Annotated in this window: 13 protein-coding genes and 1 tRNA gene; 10 read left to right on the top strand and 4 right to left on the bottom strand. The window is 42.8% G+C overall.

Annotated features, from left to right (window positions below; translation table 11 throughout):
• Positions 1–3: 3 nt before the first annotated feature.
• A tRNA-Trp gene (locus PR808_RS14930) sits at positions 4–79 on the top strand.
• Between the two features lie 497 nt (positions 80–576).
• Here PR808_RS14930 and hdfR read toward each other — a convergent pair.
• Positions 577–1422 carry an HTH-type transcriptional regulator HdfR gene (hdfR, locus tag PR808_RS14925; RefSeq protein ID WP_206083047.1) on the bottom strand — a complete coding sequence of 282 codons (846 nt, stop codon included), beginning with the start codon at positions 1420–1422 and terminating at the stop codon, positions 577–579.
• A gap of 112 nt (positions 1423–1534) precedes the next feature.
• Between hdfR and PR808_RS14920 the strand changes: the two genes are divergently transcribed.
• Entirely contained in the window at positions 1535–1873 is a 339-nt protein-coding gene (locus PR808_RS14920; RefSeq protein ID WP_206083048.1) for a DUF413 domain-containing protein, read from the top strand.
• Positions 1874–1948: 75 nt separating this feature from the next.
• Here the strand turns inward: PR808_RS14920 and PR808_RS14915 are convergent, their stop codons facing one another.
• Entirely contained in the window at positions 1949–3475 is a 1527-nt protein-coding gene (locus PR808_RS14915) for a YifB family Mg chelatase-like AAA ATPase (RefSeq protein WP_206083050.1), read from the bottom strand.
• A gap of 480 nt (positions 3476–3955) precedes the next feature.
• On the opposite strand from PR808_RS14915, the gene ilvL reads away from it, so the two are divergent.
• From ilvL to ilvA, 6 genes are all read left to right on the top strand, one after another.
• Complete coding sequence (gene ilvL / locus PR808_RS14910) at positions 3956–4057, top strand: ilv operon leader peptide (RefSeq protein WP_071524553.1); 102 nt, start codon at positions 3956–3958, stop codon at positions 4055–4057.
• A gap of 131 nt (positions 4058–4188) precedes the next feature.
• On the top strand, positions 4189–5835 hold the full coding sequence (ilvG, locus tag PR808_RS14905) for an acetolactate synthase 2 catalytic subunit (RefSeq protein WP_206083052.1): 1647 nt from the start codon (positions 4189–4191) through the stop codon (positions 5833–5835).
• Entirely contained in the window at positions 5832–6101 is a 270-nt protein-coding gene (ilvM, locus tag PR808_RS14900) for an acetolactate synthase 2 small subunit (protein ID WP_206083054.1), read from the top strand. Before ilvG ends, ilvM begins: the two co-directional genes overlap by 4 nt.
• Before the next feature lie 11 nt (positions 6102–6112).
• Positions 6113–7042: a branched-chain amino acid transaminase gene (locus PR808_RS14895; RefSeq protein WP_206083055.1), complete on the top strand. Its 930-nt coding sequence runs from the start codon at positions 6113–6115 to the stop codon at positions 7040–7042.
• Between the two features lie 65 nt (positions 7043–7107).
• Positions 7108–8958: a dihydroxy-acid dehydratase gene (gene ilvD, locus PR808_RS14890; protein ID WP_206083056.1), complete on the top strand. Its 1851-nt coding sequence runs from the start codon at positions 7108–7110 to the stop codon at positions 8956–8958.
• Between the two features lies 1 nt (position 8959).
• Positions 8960–10534 carry a threonine ammonia-lyase, biosynthetic gene (gene ilvA / locus PR808_RS14885; RefSeq protein WP_272539563.1) on the top strand — a complete coding sequence of 525 codons (1575 nt, stop codon included), beginning with the start codon at positions 8960–8962 and terminating at the stop codon, positions 10532–10534.
• On the opposite strand, the gene ilvY is transcribed toward ilvA, so the two are convergent.
• Positions 10526–11422 carry an HTH-type transcriptional activator IlvY gene (gene ilvY, locus PR808_RS14880; RefSeq protein WP_206083058.1) on the bottom strand — a complete coding sequence of 299 codons (897 nt, stop codon included), beginning with the start codon at positions 11420–11422 and terminating at the stop codon, positions 10526–10528. The genes ilvA and ilvY overlap by 9 nt on opposite strands.
• Positions 11423–11599: 177 nt before the next feature.
• On the opposite strand from ilvY, the gene ilvC reads away from it, so the two are divergent.
• Positions 11600–13075: a ketol-acid reductoisomerase gene (ilvC, locus tag PR808_RS14875; protein WP_206083059.1), complete on the top strand. Its 1476-nt coding sequence runs from the start codon at positions 11600–11602 to the stop codon at positions 13073–13075.
• Positions 13076–13479: 404 nt separating this feature from the next.
• Here the strand turns inward: ilvC and PR808_RS14870 are convergent, their stop codons facing one another.
• Positions 13480–14235: a carbon-nitrogen hydrolase family protein gene (locus PR808_RS14870; RefSeq protein WP_272539562.1), complete on the bottom strand. Its 756-nt coding sequence runs from the start codon at positions 14233–14235 to the stop codon at positions 13480–13482.
• Between the two features lie 184 nt (positions 14236–14419).
• Between PR808_RS14870 and rep the strand changes: the two genes are divergently transcribed.
• On the top strand, positions 14420–16447 hold the full coding sequence (rep, locus tag PR808_RS14865) for a DNA helicase Rep (protein WP_206083062.1): 2028 nt from the start codon (positions 14420–14422) through the stop codon (positions 16445–16447).
• The last annotated feature ends 4 nt before the right edge of the window (positions 16448–16451 follow it).

Below are 16451 nucleotides of genomic sequence, written 5' to 3'. Positions count from 1 at the left end.
TTTAGGGGCGTAGTTCAATTGGTAGAGCACCGGTCTCCAAAACCGGGTGTTGGGAGTTCGAGTCTCTCCGCCCCTGCCAGTTACCAATTAAGTAATAATAAAAGAAGTATCTATTGATAACCCGGTTATATTAATCGGGTTTTTCTTTATCTAAATTTTACGAACACCCTTTCATTATTGCTCCTTGTTTATTATTACCACTCTTGCTTTCTTCAAATTCTCACAGAAATGCTATTAATTATCACTTTTTAGTGATTGATATATAATCAAATTACTCCATCGTATTAGTATGATACTCGATTCTTACTTATCTCTCTGGTCAGTTATATTTGAATATCAAGGACAGGGGCGATATCAGAATAAAGAAATCCGCGCTTCTGCATTTTGCTAAAAGGATTCAGAAAATTAAATTAAGGGTAAGGGTGCGATTGGAGTTAGTACGCCCTTATTTATCAATAAAAACCTATCTTAGGCTCTATTTTAATAGCTTTTGAGTTCACCTTAAGCAGATAGAATATGTTTTAGGGTATTTAATACCATCATCGAGAAACAGAATGAGCAAATAATTCATTTTGCTTAATTAGTTTCGTGCAACGGCGCATTTTTTATTGGTGTTTTAATTAATTGATTAATAAGAGCCTGTTGATCATTTTTTTGTAACCATACGGCATAGAGTGGCTTACTTATAGGGGATTCTGACAGCGTTTTTAGTGCAGGATATTGATGTATCCAATGTGCGGGTAAAAATGCCGCTGAAAGCGATACAGGAAGTAATTGACGGGTAATATGAGCGGATGTCGTGATCATCACTGGTGTATCATCTTGAGTTAGTGCAGATTCATTTTTTGGATGAAAATCAGCCCCCCACTCTAGTTTTATGTAATTGTAATTTGTCAAAGCAATATTTTTTTGTGAAGCCATTAGTTGCAGCTCGATAGTTCCAATAATCGTACTTTCGAACTCATCCATTTTTGGCGGCTCAGTGGCAATTAGCAAATCTAATTCTCTTGAGTGTAGCTGTTTTACGAGAGACTGTCGGGTCGACACTCGAGCTTCTAATCGTAATTCATCATGCTGAGTATAAAGCGCTTCCACCCAGTCAGTGAGGTAGCCTTCCCATAGAGAAGCGGTAGCACCGATTGAAAGCTCTGTATGCTGTGATGCGTGAGAAATTTCTTTTTTGGCTTGTAACCAGGTGTTCATCAACGATTCAGCATACGGTACTAATCGCTCACCAGCGGCGGTTAATCGAATATTATTTCTATGGCGAGTGAATAAACTGGTGCCAAGTTGAGTCTCTAACTGTCGGATACGAAAGCTGACAGCAGATTGCGTTAAGTAGAGTGATTCAGCTGCTCTACCAAAGTGCCTAGTCTTGCTTACCTCTAAAAAAGTTCTCAATAACTCGCTGTCCACATACATCTCCAATTATTTTTGTCGTGATGATTTAAATGTTTTGTTTTACAGATTGTCAATGCTGTCTAATACTCCGCGCCATATAGAGTTTGACTGCAATAAGTTAGGAGTGTGTCAGATGGCAGATAGCTTCATCACGACTAATCGTTTTTTTGATAATAAGCATTACCCACGTGGCTTTTCTCGTCATGGTGATTTCACCATTAAAGAAGCTCAGTTGCTTGAACGCCTAGGTCAAGCTTTTAACGAGCTTGATACAGGTAAACGTGCTGCACAAACTGACGAGGAAAAACTCTTCGTTGCTGTTTGCCGCGGTGAGCGTGAGCCAGTTACTCCAGAAGAAAAAGTTTGGGTAAAATATTCTAGTCGTATTAATCGTCCAAAACGCTTCCACACGCTATCTGGCGGTAAACCACAGATAGATCCTTCGGAAGACTATACTGATACAGATGACTAATATCACCATCGTATAAGATAAGGGACTTCGGTCCCTTTATTTTGTACGGTGGAGCATATTTTATTTCTCCTCTCCTCAGCTTACTTGTTTTTGCAAATGAAGCAATAACTTATCCATTGCTCTGTAGCCAAGAGCCTCTAATAAATGCACCCGTTCAATATTTGAGCATTCCTTAAGATCTGCAATGGTTCGAGAAACCTTTAAAATCTTATGCCAAGCTCGGATAGAAAGACCTAATTTGTTTAGTGCATGTTCTAAGAATAAAGCGTCTTTAGAGTTGAGAGCGCAAAACTGTGTCACTTCTCTCGATGTTAGTAAAGAATTGATTTTCCCTGCCCGTGCTAACTGTTTATTTCTTGCGTCAATGACGCGCTGTTGTATTTGCTCGCTAGTTTCTCCTTGAGGGTTTGGGGTGCTGAGTGAACCTATAGGCAACAAAGGAATTTCAATGGAAAGGTCAAATCGGTCCAAGAATGGGCCTGATATGCGGGAAAGGTAACGTAGAATAGATATTGGTGAGGAACGGCTCATTGCACCTTGATAATGCCCTGTTGGACTTGGATTTAGTGCGGCAATAAGTTGAAAATTGGCAGGGTAACAGACTTTTGCTTTTGCCCTAGAGATACTAATTTCTTTTGACTCAAGAGGTTCTCTTAATGAATCTAAGACAGCACGGCTAAACTCGGGTAATTCATCTAAAAATAAAATACCGTGATGAGCGAGTGATATTTCCCCTGGTTTGGGAAGTGAGCCACCACCGATTAGCGCTGCCACTGATGCACTATGATGAGGAGCTCTAAATGGCCTCATTGGCCAATCTATAGCACTTTGAGTAGCTTGACTTAAACTATGTAGCGAAGCGACTTCTAGTGCTTCCTGAGGCGTAAGAGCGGGTAATAGTGTAATGAGCCTGCTAGCTAACATTGTTTTACCTGTTCCAGGAGGCCCTAAAAGGAGTAAATGGTGTCCTCCTGCAGCACAAATTTCAAGTGCTCGCTTACCCTGTTCTTGGCCAATAATATCGTTGATGTTATCTTCATTTTTAGCTGATGGGGGTGGTTGATTTATCTGGTAGTTAAACTCAAGCTCATTGTTTCCATTAAAATAATGGCAAAGTTCTAGCAGAGAACTTACAAACTGAACGCTTTTATTGGGTAATAAATTTAATTGATGCCGATTTTTAGTTGAAATGATTAATATGCGTTGTTGTTTTAATGCGGCTTGTGCCGCAGGAATAGCACTATTGACGTAACGAATATCACCAGAAAGTGCCAGTTCACCTAAAAATTCATGTTTTTTTAATGCATCATGTGGGATCTGGCCTGATGAGGCGAGTATCGCAATTGCAATAGCAAGGTCGTAGCGACCACTTTCTTTTGGTAAATCAGCGGGTGCTAAATTTACCGTTATTTTTTTTGCGGGATATTCAAACCCACTATTGAGTAGCGCACTCCTGACTCTATCCCTGGATTCTTTGACGGCTGTTTCGGGTAAACCGACTAATGTTAGCCCTGGAAGCCCATTACTAATATGAGCTTCAACAGTGACAAGTGGTGCTTCCATGCCTATCGAAGCTCTAGTGTAAACAATCGCTAGTGCCATAAAACCTCCGATATAAATAACAGAGTAATATTCTGTTAAAAACTAGCTGATATTTAATGGATGAAAATACTATTTGCGAAGCCACTCGATAATTTATTTGTTTAGTGACTTAGCTGTTTCATTTTTTTGGGGGGTGCTTTGAGGGGTTGGTATATCTCGGCTTGATGTTTTTTTTGTCATTGTGCATTTTGATAAAGCATTGGATACGCTAAAGAAAAAATAATCAATTGGGAGAAGTGAGATTGAACCATTTTTATTAAAAGGTTATGGGGGATACAGCTGATTATGCTATCTAATTCATGGGTAATTACTGCTTTCTTACTATTCTTATAGCATATTGTTCTGTTTTTTACTTAACTGCATGAATTTATTTAAGATAAATATTTTGATAATAAATAACCTAAATAAAAGTTGTCAAAATGATTTTAAAATGATACCTCTTTAATAAGGACAACAAATAAAGTTAAAAAAGTAAAACTCATGAACGCATTTATCCAAGCAGTTAGCCTAATTATTATTAGCGTGGTGGTGATTATTATCCCACCGTGCGGGGCTGCACTTGGACGACGAAGGCTAAAATAACAGCCAGATCTTACGAGAACCCCGCACCGAAAGGCGCGGGGTTTTTTTTGACACAAATTTTGTTAATCCAAAAAAATATACAAAACATAATAAATACAAACAGATAAAAAGTAGGCAGACAGGAGAAAAGCATGAACGGAGCACAGTGGTTGGTTCAAGCGTTGCGAACTCAGGGAGTTGATACGGTTTTTGGCTATCCTGGGGGAGCAATTATGCCAGTTTATGATGCATTGTATGATGGGGGTGTAGAACATTTACTGTGTAGACATGAACAAGGTGCGGTTATTGCAGCAATTGGATATGCACGCTCAACGGGTAAAACGGGAGTTTGTATCGCGACATCAGGCCCTGGTGCAACAAACGTTATAACAGGATTAGCAGATGCATTGTTAGATTCTGTTCCCGTTGTCGCCATTACTGGTCAAGTGGCTTCTGAATTTATTGGGACGGATGCTTTTCAGGAAATTGATGTTTTAGGTTTGTCTCTGGCTTGTACAAAACATAGCTTTTTAGTTGAATCGATAGAAGATTTGCCTCGCATTCTTGCTGAAGCTTTCGCAATCGCAAATAGTGGGCGTCCAGGACCTGTACTGATTGATATTCCGAAAGATATTCAGCTACAACACGCAGAGCTATCACCGTTCTTAATGCCAGTAGAGCAAGAAATGTCATTCCCTGAGATTGAGATACAGCAAGCGAGAGCATTGTTGGAACAATCAGAAAAACCCATGTTATACATCGGTGGTGGTGTAGGGATGTCGGGTGCGGTTTCGGAGTTAAGGGAATTTATCGCCTACACTGGCTTACCCTCTGTTTCAACATTAAAAGGGTTAGGCGCGCCAGATCCAGCAGATGAAAATTACTTGGGAATGTTAGGCATGCATGGCACGAAAGCCGCTAACATTTCTGTTCAACGCTGTGATTTGCTTATCGCCGTCGGAGCACGTTTTGATGATCGTGTCACTGGGAAATTAAATACCTTTGCACCAAATGCCAAAGTCATTCATATCGATATCGACCACGTTGAATTGGATAAATTGCGCCAAACCCATGTAGCCTTACACGGTGATGCAAAAGTGTTATTGCCAAAGTTAATGCTGAAAAAAGCCATTGCACCATGGCAAGCCGAGGTTCAGCAGCTGAAAACAGAATTTGGTTGGCGTTATGACCACCCAGGTGAACCTATTTATGCACCACTCTTATTGAAACAACTGTCCGATAAAATGAAACCGAACACGGTTGTTACAACGGATGTAGGGCAACATCAAATGTGGTCAGCGCAGCATATTACGGTGGATGCCCCTGAAAATTTCTTAACATCAAGCGGTTTGGGCACGATGGGTTTTGGTATTCCCGCTGCTATTGGCGCGCAAGTAGCGAGACCTGAAGATACCGTTGTTTGCGTATCTGGGGACGGCTCGTTCATGATGAATGTTCAAGAATTAGGCACCATCAAACGCAAACAATTGCCTGTCAAAATTCTGTTATTGGATAATCAACGCTTAGGCATGGTTCGCCAATGGCAAGAGTTGTTCTTTGAACAACGTTACAGCGAAACGATATTAACAGATAACCCCGATTTTGTTGCTTTAGCCAGTGCGTTTGGCATTAAAGGGCAGCGTATTACGGATAAGTCGCAAGTAAATGCAGCATTAGATGAATTATTGAATAGCGAAGGTGCCTATCTATTACAGGTATCAATTAATGAATTAGAAAACGTCTGGCCGCTGGTTCCACCAGGGGCGAGTAATGAAAAAATGATGGAGAAACCATTATGATGCAACATCAACTCTCGATATTGGCCCGTTTCCGTCCTGAGGTTTTAGAGCGTATATTAAGGGTCACTCGCCATCGTGGATTTAAGATAAATGCCATGAATATGGGACAATCATCAGATGGCGATAATGTTAATATTGAACTGACTGTAAGTAGTCAGAGGCCGTTAACCCAGCTTTGCGCTCAGTTAACGAAGCTTTCCGACATTACAGAAGTTGAAGTGCTACAACAAGAATCACGACTATTACGCACACAAAGTGCAATGTAAGGAAGATTAAAATGACTAAGAAAGCTGACTTTATTTGGTTTAACGGTGAAATGACGCCATGGGCTGATGCAAAGGTTCATGTTATGTCTCATGCTCTGCATTATGGTACATCAGTGTTTGAAGGCGTCCGTTGCTATGATTCTCACAAAGGGCCTGTCGTTTTCCGCCACCGTGAGCATATGCAACGTTTGCACGATTCTGCAAAAATTTACCGTATGCCTGTCAGCTATAGCGTAGAAGAGTTAATGGAAGCGTGTCGTGCGACTTTACGCAAAAATAACTTAGTCAGTGCGTATATCCGGCCATTAGTTTTTATTGGTGATGTTGGCATGGGGGTTAACCCACCAGATGGTTATAACACTGACGTCATCTTAGCTGCCTTCCCGTGGGGTGCTTATTTAGGTGAAGAAGCCCTAGATCAGGGAATTGATGCGATGGTTTCTTCATGGAATCGCGTTGCACCGAATACCATTCCTACTGGCGCAAAAGCAGGTGGTAACTATTTATCATCTTTATTAGTGGGTAGCGAAGCACGTCGTCATGGTTATCAAGAAGGTATCGCTTTAGACGTTCATGGGTATCTCTCTGAAGGTGCTGGGGAAAATATTTTTGAAGTGAAAGATGGAATTTTATATACGCCTCCGTTCACATCATCTGCATTACCAGGTATTACTCGTGATGCGATCTTAACCTTAGCAAAAGATATGGGTATTGAAGTCCGTGAGCAAACACTATCACGTGAATCTCTCTACCTTGCGGATGAAGTCTTTATGACGGGTACTGCAGCAGAAATTACCCCTGTACGCAGCGTTGATGGTATCCAAGTAGGTATTGGTCGTTGTGGCCCAGTGACTAAACAAATTCAACAAGCATTCTTCGGTTTATTTAATGGTACAACGGAAGACAAATGGGGCTGGTTAGATCCAGTAAACCCTCAATAACTAAATTGAAATAGATGTTACAGGCGGACGTTCCCCGCCTGTTTTTAAACACGGGAGTTAAAGATATGCCTAAGTACCGTTCAGCAACAACAACACATGGTCGTAATATGGCGGGGGCACGCGCATTGTGGCGAGCAACTGGAATGACCGATGCTGATTTTGGAAAACCCATTATTGCAGTTGTTAACTCATTCACTCAGTTTGTACCTGGTCACGTACATTTACGCGATCTTGGCAAACTGGTTGCAGAGCAAATTGAAAACGCAGGCGGCGTAGCGAAAGAGTTTAATACAATTGCGGTTGATGATGGGATTGCCATGGGGCATGGCGGAATGCTGTATTCCTTACCTTCCCGTGAATTAATTGCCGATTCTGTCGAGTATATGGTTAATGCACACTGTGCGGACGCTATGGTGTGTATTTCTAACTGCGATAAAATTACCCCAGGTATGTTAATGGCGTCATTACGTCTTAATATCCCAGTTATTTTTGTTTCTGGCGGTCCGATGGAAGCAGGGAAAACCAAGCTTTCAGACCAAATTATTAAATTGGATTTAGTCGATGCGATGATCCAGGGGGCAAACCCGAATGTGAGTGATGCAGATAGCGAACAAATCGAACGTTCTGCTTGCCCAACCTGTGGTTCATGCTCTGGTATGTTTACGGCTAACTCCATGAACTGCTTAACTGAAGCATTAGGGTTATCTCAGCCAGGTAATGGCTCGTTATTAGCGACTCACGCTGACCGCGAGACCTTATTTATCAACGCAGGTAAACGTATTGTCGAGCTAACGAAACGCTATTACGAAAAAGATGATGAAAGTGCGTTACCTCGTAATATTGCCAATAAAGCGGCGTTTGAAAATGCCATGACCCTTGATATTGCGATGGGGGGCTCGACGAATACCGTTCTTCACTTGCTGGCAGCAGCACAAGAGGCTGATGTTGATTTTACGATGGAAGATATTGACCGTTTGTCTCGTCAAGTTCCGCATTTATGCAAAGTGGCACCAAGCACACAAAAATACCATATGGAAGATGTTCACCGTGCAGGTGGGGTTATTGGTATTTTAGGGGAGCTGAGCCGCGCAGGCTTACTGCAAGAAAATGTCACTAATATTTTAGGGCTGACTTTCCAAGAAACATTGGCGCAGTATGATGTCATGCTGACGAAAGACGAAAGTGTTAAGTCTATGTTTTCCGCAGGCCCTGCAGGTATTCGTACCACCAAAGCATTCTCACAAAATTGCCGTTGGCCTTCGCTGGATACTGACCGTGAAAATGGCTGTATCCGTAATATTCAGAATGCTTATAGTTTGGATGGTGGTCTTGCTGTCTTATCTGGAAATATTGCGGAAGATGGCTGTATCGTCAAAACAGCTGGGGTTGATGAGGGTAGCTTAACGTTCCGTGGCCCTGCAAAAGTATTTGAAAGTCAAGATGATGCAGTTGAATCCATCTTAGGCGGTAAAATCGTTGAAGGTGATGTGGTAGTGATCCGCTACGAAGGGCCAAAAGGTGGGCCAGGCATGCAGGAAATGTTGTACCCAACGTCCTACCTGAAATCAATGGGCTTGGGTAAAAGCTGCGCGCTTATCACTGATGGCCGTTTCTCGGGTGGTAGTTCAGGTTTGTCTATTGGCCATATTTCGCCAGAAGCAGCCAGTGGCGGCTTATTAGCTCTGGTTCAAGATGGTGATATTATTGATATCAATATTCCAAAAAGAACGATGGTGCTGGATGTCAGTGAAAGCGAACTTAACCAACGGCGTGAGGCGGAATTAGCCCGTGGTGATAAGGCCTTTACTCCACGCGATCGTCAGCGCGAAGTGTCTTTTGCACTGCGTGCCTACGCTTCCTTAGCAACTAGTGCAGACAAAGGCGCTGTGCGCGATAAGTCAAAATTAGGGGGCTGATGTGGCAGCGGCAAAACCATTACCCGCAGCACCTACAAGTGCTGATTATTTAAAGGCGGCGCTGAGTGCGCCAGTCTATGAAGCGGCTCAAGTTACGCCGCTTCAGCAAATGGATAAATTATCTGCACGTTTAGGCAATACAATTTTAGTTAAACGTGAAGACAGGCAGCCTGTACACAGTTTTAAGTTACGTGGGGCTTACGCCATGATCGCAACGTTAACGGAAGAGCAGAAAGCCAAAGGCGTTGTGACGGCATCAGCGGGGAATCATGCTCAAGGTGTCGCCCTGTCGGCAAGCCGTGTGGGTGTTAAAGCCAAAATTGTCATGCCAGTGGCAACCGCGGATATCAAAGTGGATGCAGTTCGTAGCTTTGGTGGTGAAGCCATTTTACACGGTGCAAACTTTGATGAAGCAAAAGCGAAAGCGATCACGATGGCGGCAGAAGAGGGATATACCTTTGTCCCGCCTTTTGATCACCCATCGGTAATTGCTGGGCAAGCCACTATTGCGCTGGAATTATTACAGCAAGACGTGCATCTCGACCGTATTTTCATCCCTGTTGGCGGGGGCGGTTTAATCGCGGGTGTGGCGGTTATCATCAAACAATTAATGCCTGAAATTAAAATCATTGGTGTCGAAGCGGAAGATGCAGCGTGTTTGAAAGCGGCGTTAGAAGCGGGTCACCCCGTTGATTTACCTCGTGTCGGGTTATTTGCGGAAGGTGTCGCAGTTAAACGTATTGGTGATGAAACGTTTAGATTGTGCCAACAATATGTCGATGATGTCATCACTGTGGATAGCGACTCTATCTGTGCAGCACTGAAAGATATTTTTGAAGATGTTCGCGCAATTGCAGAACCATCAGGCGCTTTAGCACTGGCAGGGCTGAAAAAATATGTCCAACAACATAACATCAAAGGTGAGCGTTTAGCGCATATTTTGTCTGGTGCGAACATGAATTTCCATGGGCTGCGTTATGTATCTGAGCGCTGTGAGATTGGAGAACAACGCGAAGCGCTGTTGGCGGTGACGATCCCTGAGGAAAAAGGCAGTTTCTTACGCTTTTGCCAGCTATTAGGCCACCGTGCAATCACGGAGTTTAATTACCGTTATACGGATGTAGACCCTGAGCGTGCCTGTATTTTCGTTGGGGTGCGCTTAAGTGGTCGTGATGGTGAACGTGCAGAAATTATCCAAGAACTCAGAAGCAATGGCTATGATGTTGATGATTTATCTGATGATGAAATGGCGAAGCTTCATGTACGTTACATGATTGGCGGTCGACCATCTAAACCGTTAGATGAAAGACTGTATAGCTTTGAATTTCCAGAGTCTCCAGGAGCGTTACTGCGATTTTTAGAGACGCTTGGAACCCACTGGAATATTACGCTTTTTCATTACCGCAGCCATGGCACGGATTATGGACGAGTGCTGGCGGCATTTGAACTTGCGGGGCCAGAAGTGCGCTTTGATAGGCACCTTGATGCACTAGGATACGAATACCACGACGAGACGGGCAATCCTTCTTTTCGTTTTTTCCTAGCGCCACAAGATAGTCAAAAAACCTTAGATTGAGTTGTCTGGGAGTAGCTCCCAAAATGCTTTAATTAGTGGCTCACTTAGGCGTTTGCTTAATAGGCAAACGCCGAGTTCGAAGGGTTCCACCATTGAAATATTGTCGAGCTGTGAGATACGGCTACGGACAGGCTCAGGACTATTATCCACAACGACACTTGGGATCAACGCGATACCACAACCAAGTGCAACCATAGATACAATCGCTTCATGGCCAGACACGGTGGCGTAAATCACAGGGTTATTGATGTGATGGCGGCGAAACCATAATTCGATACGTTTTCGTGATGGGCCATGTTCTGGCAGGATAAACGGTACCGTTGACCAATCAGGTTCTGCTTCAGTCACCATCGAACGTACAGCACAAGGCAGTGATGGTGCAATGAGCACCAATGGGATTTCACCAATTTTTGTGAAACGCACATTGTCGGGTAAACGCTCAGGTTTGCCTGCAATACCAAGGTCTGCCTCATGGGTTTCCACTTTTTCTACCGCATCCGCGGCATCGCCAGTGGTGAGCTTTATTTCGACTAATGGGTGCAAAGCACGGAATTTATCTAAAACTTGTGGTAAATGACTGTATGCGGCAGTGACTGAGCAAAAAAGATGCAACTCACCACTGAGAGATGGGCTTTGTTGGTTAAGGGCATGCTGCAGTTGCTGATATTGCAACAAAGTTTGCTGGGCAAATTGTTTTAGGTGCTCCCCTGCTTGTGTGAGTTTTACCGAACGATTATCACGGACAAATAATGGGTGACCCAATTGCTCTTCTAGGCGCTGGATTTGTCGAGAAAGCGTTGAAGGGCTGACATGCATGGCTTTAGAGGTACGGCCAAAGTGGCAGCTCTGTGCTAAATGCAAAAAAAGTTTCAGATCACGAATATCCATTTTGCCCTCGGATAAAGTCATTAACTACGTTGCGAATATTGCAACATTGTATTGTTAATATATCAATTTAAGCAATGCGAAACATCGCATATAGTAAATCCATAAACGCTTAAAAATAAGCGACAGGCAAATTGATTGCCTGACATAACGAACACAACAGAACAATGGAGTATGACAATGGCAAATTATTTTAACACATTGAATTTGCGTGAGCAGTTAGCTCAGTTAGGCAAGTGCCGCTTTATGAAACGTGAAGAGTTTGCGGACGAAGCTGGCTACCTGAAAGGGAAAAAAATCGTCATCGTCGGTTGTGGTGCACAAGGTCTGAACCAAGGCCTGAACATGCGTGACTCTGGTTTAGATATCGCTTATGCATTACGCGCAGAAGCGATTAGTGAAAAACGTGCTTCATGGCGCAAAGCCACTGAAAATGGCTTTAAAGTGGGTACGTATGAAGAATTGATCCCAACGGCAGACTTAGTTGTTAACTTAACGCCAGACAAACAACACTCTACCGTTGTTCGTGCTGTTCAGCCTATGATGAAACAAGGTGCAGCACTGGGTTATTCACACGGTTTCAACATTGTTGAGGTTGGTGAAGAAATCCGTAAAGATATTACTGTTGTGATGGTTGCACCAAAATGCCCAGGTACGGAAGTTCGTGAAGAATACAAACGTGGTTTCGGGGTTCCAACTCTGATTGCTGTTCACCCAGAAAATGACCCGAAAGGCGAGGGGATGGCGATTGCTAAAGCATGGGCGGCTGCCACAGGTGGCCATCGTGCAGGTGTTCTGGAATCTTCATTTGTTGCGGAAGTTAAGTCTGACCTGATGGGTGAGCAAACCATTCTGTGTGGTATGTTGCAAGCAGGTGCATTACTGAGCTACGACAAAATGGTTGCAGACGGTGTTGAGCCAGGCTATGCCGGTAAATTGATTCAATTTGGTTGGGAGACTATCACAGAAGCGCTGAAACAAGGTGGTATCACGCTGATGATGGATCGTTTATCTAACCCTGCGAAAGTCCGCGCATATGCGTTGTCTGAGCAACTGAAAACCATCATGGCACCACTGTTCCAAAAACACATGGATGACATTATTTCAGGTGAGTTCTCATCAACAATGATGGCTGACTGGGCAAATGACGATAAAAACTTGCTGACATGGCGTGAAGAGACAGGCAAAACAGCATTCGAAAATTACCCTGAATATGCAGGCAAAATTGCAGAACAAGAATATTTTGACCATGGCGTTCTGTTAGTTGCGATGGTTAAAGCGGGTGTTGAGCTGGCGTTCGATACGATGTTAGAAGCGGGTATCTTAGAGGAATCAGCATACTACGAGTCTCTGCATGAACTGCCACTGATTGCGAACACCATTGCGCGTAAGCGTTTATATGAAATGAACGTGGTTATTTCAGACACGGCGGAATACGGTAACTACCTGTTCTCATTTGCAGCTGTGCCGATGCTGAAAGACTTCATGACCAAATTACAAGCGGGCGATTTAGCGAAGCCAGTTGCTGATAATGGCACAGACAACGCGCAGTTACGTGATATCAATGAAGCAATCCGTAATCATCCTATCGAGAAAATCGGTAAGACGTTACGTGGTTATATGACGGATATGAAGAAGATTTCAGTTGGAAGTTAATTTTTCGTCGCTCTTCGCGTGATAGGTGCGTTGGCTACACTCGGTTACCCAAGTCACATACTCATGTATGCTCCTTGGGATAACCTCCTTTGCCGCCTTCCTCTAACACGAATAGCTTAGAAAAAGAACAATGCAAAAAATTTTTTAATGAAAGCCGTATAACAAAGTGTTATGCGGTTTTTTGTTTTTTATTGTATTCAAGCTGAAAAAATAGGGCGGGTGCGTTGGCTATACTCGGTTACCCAAGTCACATACTCATGTATGCTCCTTGGGATAATCTTATTTGCTTCCTACCTAGAACGCGAAATGCTTTGGATAATCATCATATTGTCTATAGTAATAGCTTAGGAAAATATATTTTTAATATAGCGACATTATTCTGGTGAATAGTGTAGTTTCTTTAATTAGATCTTTGAGGAAATAACTTTAGCGTACGTGTTAGTTGGATTGAAGTTGGCGATAATGAGTGACTCTTGAGTCTCGCTGGCTTCAGCCATTAATATGCCATGGTTATCCCAAATAGCACTTCTTCCTGTGCCGAGGAATGAACCAGATACGCCGCAATAGTTTGCCATAATGACAGGAACCTGATGGTTTTTAGCGTAATTTTGTAATTTTTTCGTGTCAGCGTCATAGCCATTGGCTGTAATCAATACAGAGCTTAAGTAAAAAGAGGCACCTTGATTGATGGTATCATCGGCGTGCTTTTCATGATTAGTATCTGCACATATTGCGAGTCCTAGCTGGTTTCCTTGACAATCAAAAGTGCATATAGCTGTACCTGGCGTGTAGCATTTGTCTTCCCCTGGATGTAGATAAATTTTGCTGTAGTGGAAAGTAGCTTGATGAGGAGAAAGTACGAATAACCCTATTTGCGGCTGATCTTTTCCTATATTAATCGGTGCACCGGCAATAATCGTTATATTGTATTGATCAGCGAGTATACGTAGTGCTTCTAGCCTTGGGTCATTGTCAGTGAAGGCTAATTTTTGTGCGACATCATGTTCATAGCCTGTTAAAGATAATTCAGGAAAAATAATGACATTAACCTGATTTTTGATTGCTTGAGTGATGAGCCGTTGGTGGATTTGGATATTACTACTAACATCTCCATTGATGGGAGCAAATTGTGCAGCGGCAATGATGAAATCGTTTTGCACCAAATATTCCTTAACAGATGTAATGAGCAGAAAAGTAATTATATGTGTATAAAACTAAAAATACACAACCAGGAATATGCTGGCTATAGGGAGCACTAAAATTCTCATTATAGTAACTGCTCAAGACTTTATGGTGTTTCTGCTATAATGCGTTTTTCAGTCTTCTTTGTATGAAAGAGTTCCCATGCGATTAAACCCAGGCCAGCAACAGGCAGTTGAATTTGTCGATGGCCCTTGCCTTGTATTGGCAGGGGCTGGATCAGGTAAAACCCGTGTTATTACCAACAAAATTGCACACTTGATCCGCCAATGTGGTTATCAACCACGGCAAATTGCTGCTGTCACTTTTACCAATAAAGCCGCGCGGGAAATGAAAGAGCGTGTGGCACAAACATTAGGTAAAAAAGAAGCGCGTGGGCTCATCATTTCAACCTTCCATACATTAGGTTTGGAAATTATTAAGCGTGAATATAAAGCATTGGGTATTAAAGCCAATTTTTCGCTGTTTGATGACCAAGACCAAATGGCATTACTTAAAGAACTGACGTTTGATTTACTTGAAGAAGACAAAGATCTGCTACAGCAGTTGATCTCTTCGATCTCAAACTGGAAAAACGATCTGATCTCACCACAACAAGTTGTTGGGCAGGCACGAACGGAAAAAGAACAGCATTTTGCGGAGTGTTACCGTCGTTATGAATTACACCTAAAAAGCTGCAACGTATTGGATTTTGATGATTTAATCAGTAAGCCAACGCTTCTATTATATCAAAATGAAGAAGTACGAGAGCGCTGGCAGCAAAAAATTCGTTATTTGCTGGTGGATGAATACCAAGATACCAATACCAGTCAATACCAACTTGTTAAGTTGCTAGTGGGACAACGCGCTCGCTTTACGGTGGTTGGGGATGATGACCAATCTATTTATTCATGGCGTGGCGCAAGGCCGCAAAACTTGGTGCTACTTAGTCAAGATTTTCCTAAGTTGAACGTGATTAAGCTTGAGCAAAATTACCGCTCTTCAGGCCGAATATTAAAAGCGGCGAATATCCTAATTGCAAATAACCCTCATGTATTTGAAAAGAAACTCTTCTCAGAGCTGGGCTACGGTGCGCCGTTAAAAGTTTTAACGGCAAACAATGAAGATCATGAAGCAGAGCGGGTGATTGGTGAGCTCATTGCCCATCACTTTATCAACAAAACGGAATACAAAGATTATGCGATTTTATATCGAGGTAATCACCAGTCGCGCATTTTTGAAAAAATGTTGATGCAAAACCGTATTCCATATCGTATCTCTGGCGGTACTTCATTTTTCTCACGTCCTGAGATTAAAGACTTACTGGCTTATTTACGAGTGTTGACTAACCCTGAAGATGACAGTGCTTTTTTGCGTATTGTGAATACCCCACGTCGGGAAATTGGCCCAAAAACGATTCAAAAGCTAGGGGAATGGGCGAACCAACGGGGAAAAAGCTTATATCAAGCCAGTTTTGATTTAGGGCTAGAGCAAACCCTAAAAGGAAAAGGATTAGAGGCATTACAACGGTTTACCCAGTGGATGGACAGTATTGTTCGAACGTCAGAGCGGGAGCCGTTGATTGCGGTGCGTGATTTACTGCGTGAAATGGATTACGAAAGTTGGTTGTATGAAACATCAACCAGCACTAAAGCTGCTGAAATGCGTATGAAAAACGTCAACCAATTATTTACATGGATGAGTGAAATGGTTGAGGGGGATGAACTAAACGACCCGATGACGCTTGGCCAAGTAGTCACGCGTTTTACATTACGCGATATGATGGAACGTGGCGAAGATGACGAAGAATCAGATCAAGTTCAGTTAATGACATTGCATGCATCAAAAGGCCTTGAATTTCCTTATGTTTTTTTAGTCGGTATGGAAGAAGGGTTACTGCCTCATCAAAGCAGTATTGACGAAAACAATATTGATGAAGAGCGTCGCTTAGCGTATGTGGGGATCACTCGAGCACAAAGAGAGTTGTTTTTCACTCATTGCCGTGAGCGCCGTCAATATGGCGAATTAATTCGACCTGAGCTTAGCCGTTTCCTACTTGAATTACCGCAAGATGACCTTGAATGGGAGCAACAGCGAAAAGTGGTAAGTGCCGAAGAGCGTATGCAAAAGGGGCAATCTGCACTAGCTGATATCAAGGCGCGTTTAGGACTAAATAAGAAAAGCGAGCCATAATCAT

The organism is Providencia sp. PROV197 (genome assembly GCF_028479625.1).
GTDB classification, from domain to species: domain Bacteria; phylum Pseudomonadota; class Gammaproteobacteria; order Enterobacterales; family Enterobacteriaceae; genus Providencia; species Providencia vermicola.
The sequence above is the reverse complement of the archived record's forward strand: the minus strand, read 5'-3'. Positions and strand labels throughout refer to the sequence as shown.

What these genes read in the sequence shown, in the direction of transcription:
- hdfR (WP_206083047.1), bottom strand. Translation starts at nt 1,422, where the DNA reads ATGTATGTGGACAGCGAGTTATTGAGAACTTTTTTAGAGGTAAGCAAG.
- PR808_RS14920 (WP_206083048.1), top strand. Translation starts at nt 1,535, where the DNA reads ATGGCAGATAGCTTCATCACGACTAATCGTTTTTTTGATAATAAGCAT.
- PR808_RS14915 (WP_206083050.1), bottom strand. Translation starts at nt 3,475, where the DNA reads ATGGCACTAGCGATTGTTTACACTAGAGCTTCGATAGGCATGGAAGCA.
- ilvL (WP_071524553.1), top strand. Translation starts at nt 3,956, where the DNA reads ATGAACGCATTTATCCAAGCAGTTAGCCTAATTATTATTAGCGTGGTG.
- ilvG (WP_206083052.1), top strand. Translation starts at nt 4,189, where the DNA reads ATGAACGGAGCACAGTGGTTGGTTCAAGCGTTGCGAACTCAGGGAGTT.
- ilvM (WP_206083054.1), top strand. Translation starts at nt 5,832, where the DNA reads ATGATGCAACATCAACTCTCGATATTGGCCCGTTTCCGTCCTGAGGTT.
- PR808_RS14895 (WP_206083055.1), top strand. Translation starts at nt 6,113, where the DNA reads ATGACTAAGAAAGCTGACTTTATTTGGTTTAACGGTGAAATGACGCCA.
- ilvD (WP_206083056.1), top strand. Translation starts at nt 7,108, where the DNA reads ATGCCTAAGTACCGTTCAGCAACAACAACACATGGTCGTAATATGGCG.
- ilvY (WP_206083058.1), bottom strand. Translation starts at nt 11,422, where the DNA reads ATGGATATTCGTGATCTGAAACTTTTTTTGCATTTAGCACAGAGCTGC.
- ilvC (WP_206083059.1), top strand. Translation starts at nt 11,600, where the DNA reads ATGGCAAATTATTTTAACACATTGAATTTGCGTGAGCAGTTAGCTCAG.
- rep (WP_206083062.1), top strand. Translation starts at nt 14,420, where the DNA reads ATGCGATTAAACCCAGGCCAGCAACAGGCAGTTGAATTTGTCGATGGC.